Annotated in this window: 1 protein-coding gene; it reads left to right on the top strand. The window is 70.2% G+C overall.

Translation table 11 applies throughout. The annotated features are described in order from the left end of the window. The coding region (locus ACLEQD_RS41420) for a condensation domain-containing protein (protein ID WP_410391419.1) at nucleotides 1-2,422 on the top strand (2,422 nt) is incomplete at both ends.

Below are 2,422 nucleotides of genomic sequence, written 5' to 3'. Positions count from 1 at the left end.
CCGGCGACGTGGTGCGCTGGCGCGCGGACGGGATGCTCGACTACCTGGGCCGCGCGGACTTCCAGGTGAAGGTGCGTGGCTTCCGCATCGAGCTGGGTGAAATCGAAGCGGCCCTCCTCAAGCACCCCCAGGTGCACGCCGCCGTGGTGCTGGCGCGCGAGGACGTGCCCGGTGACAAGCGGCTCGTCGCCTACGTGGTGCCTCCGGAAGGAACGGACTCCGCGCCCACGCCCGAGGCCCTCAAGGACTGGCTCAAGCAGCTCCTGCCCGAGCACATGCGGCCCTCCGCATTCCTCGTGCTCGAGGCCCTGCCGCTCAACACCAACGGCAAGGTGGACCGCAAGGCCCTGCCCGCGCCTCAGAGCAATGCGCTCGCGTCCACCTACGTCGCGCCGCGCACCCCCGCGGAGGAGCAGCTCGCGGCCCTCTTCACGCAGGTGTTGCGCGTGGAGCGCGTCGGAATCCACGACGACTTCTTCGCGCTGGGAGGCCATTCCCTGCTGGCCACCCAGCTCGTCTCGCGCGTGCGCGCCACCTTCCGCGTGGAGCTGCCGCTCCGGGCCCTCTTCGAAGCCCCCACCGTGGCCGCCCTCGCCGAGCGCCTCCAATCCCAGACACCGAGCCTCCGCCTGCCTCCGCTCACCCGGCTCCAGGTGGAAGGCCCTCAGCCCCTGTCCTTCGCACAGCAACGCCTCTGGTTCCTCGACCAGCTCACGCCGGGCGACGCGTCCTACAACCTGCCCACGGCGCTCCGGCTGACGGGGCAGGTGGACGTGGAGTCGCTGCGCCGCGCCTTCGAAGCGCTGGTCGCCCGCCACGACTCCCTGCGCACCACCTTCCACGAGCACCAGGGTCAGGCCACCCAGCACATCCACACGCCCGACACGTGGACGTTGCCGCTCATCGAGTTCTCTTCGCTGCCTGAAGCTCAGCGCGAAATCGAAGCCCAGCGGAAGGTCGAAGCGGAAGCACGTCAGCCGTTCGACCTGCGGCACGGCCCGCTCTTGCGCACCGCGCTCGTGCGGCTGGCAGCCGAGGATCACCTGCTGCTGGTGACGATGCACCACATCGTCTCCGACGGCTGGTCCATGGGCGTCCTCGTGCGCGAGCTGGTGGCCTTCTACGAAGCCTTCAGCGCCGGCCAGACACCCGTGCTCGCCCCGCTGCCTGTGCAGTACACGGACTTCGCGACGTGGCAGCGCAACTGGCTCCAGGGTGAAGTGCTGGCGGCGCAGCTCGGCTACTGGAAGCAGCAGCTGTCGGGCGCTCCGGCCACGCTGGAGCTGCCCACGGACCATCCGCGTCCGGCCACCCAGTCCCACGCGGGCGCCACCCTCTCCGTGGGGATTCCCCAGGCTACGTCCGACGCGCTCAAGGCCCTGGCCCAGCGCGAAGGCGCCACGCCCTTCATGGTGCTGCTGGCGGCCTGGCAGGTGCTGCTGGCGCGCTACTCGGCGCAGGACGACGTCAGTGTGGGCTCGCCCATCGCGGGCCGGACGCAGGCGGAAGCCGAAGGCCTCATCGGCTTCTTCGTCAACACGCTCGTCCTCCGCTCGCGCGTGAAGCCGGAGGACTCCTTCCGGAAGCTGCTCGCCCAGGTGCGCGGCACGACGCTCGCGGCCTTCGAGCATCAGCACGTGCCCTTCGAGAAGCTGGTGGAAGCCCTCCAGCCGGTGCGGGACGCCAGCCGCAGCCCGCTGTTCCAGGTGATGTTCGTCCTCCAGAACGCCCCGGGGGAAGCGCTGCGCGTCCCGGGCCTCACCTTCCGGCAGGTCGTCGCCGAAGGTCACTCCGCCAAGTTCGACCTCACGTTGACGCTGCAGGATTCACCGCAGGGGTTCACCGGCTGGCTGGAGTACAGCACCGCCCTCTTCGAGCGCGGCACCGTGGAGCGGATGGCGAGCCACCTGCGCACGCTGCTGGAGGCCGTGGCCGCGAGGCCCGAGCAGCCCGTGGCGGAGCTGTCCCTCCTCTCCAGTGACGAGCGTCAGCGCATCCTCGTGGAGTGGAATGACACGGCCGCCGTCAGCCCGACGGAAGTCCCTGTCCACGTCCACTTCGCCCGGCAGGTGGAGCGCACGCCTCACGCCGTCGCTCTGGTCCTGGGAGAGGCTTCGCTGACGTACGCCCAGCTTGAAGCCCGCGCGAACCAGCTGGCCCATCACCTGGGTTCGCTGGGCATCGCTCCCGGAGCGCGCGTCGGTCTCGCCGTCGAGCGGTCCTTCGAAATGGTGACGGCGCTCCTGGCCATCCTCAAGGTGGGCGCGGCCTTCGTCCCCGTGGACCGCAACGCGCCCGTGGAACGCATTGAGGCGCTGCTGGAAGACGCCGACGTCAGCGTGACGCTGACCCACCAGTCCTTCGCGTCCCTGCTGCCCTCCGCTGGCACCCGCGTCTGGCTGGATGCGCAGCGGGACGTCAT

It is taken from the genome of Corallococcus sp. 4LFB, from assembly GCF_046520365.1.
Taxonomy (GTDB): Bacteria; Myxococcota; Myxococcia; order Myxococcales; family Myxococcaceae; genus Corallococcus; species Corallococcus caeni.
Note: the sequence above shows the minus strand (reverse complement) of the source record. Positions and strands in the feature narration are given on the sequence as shown.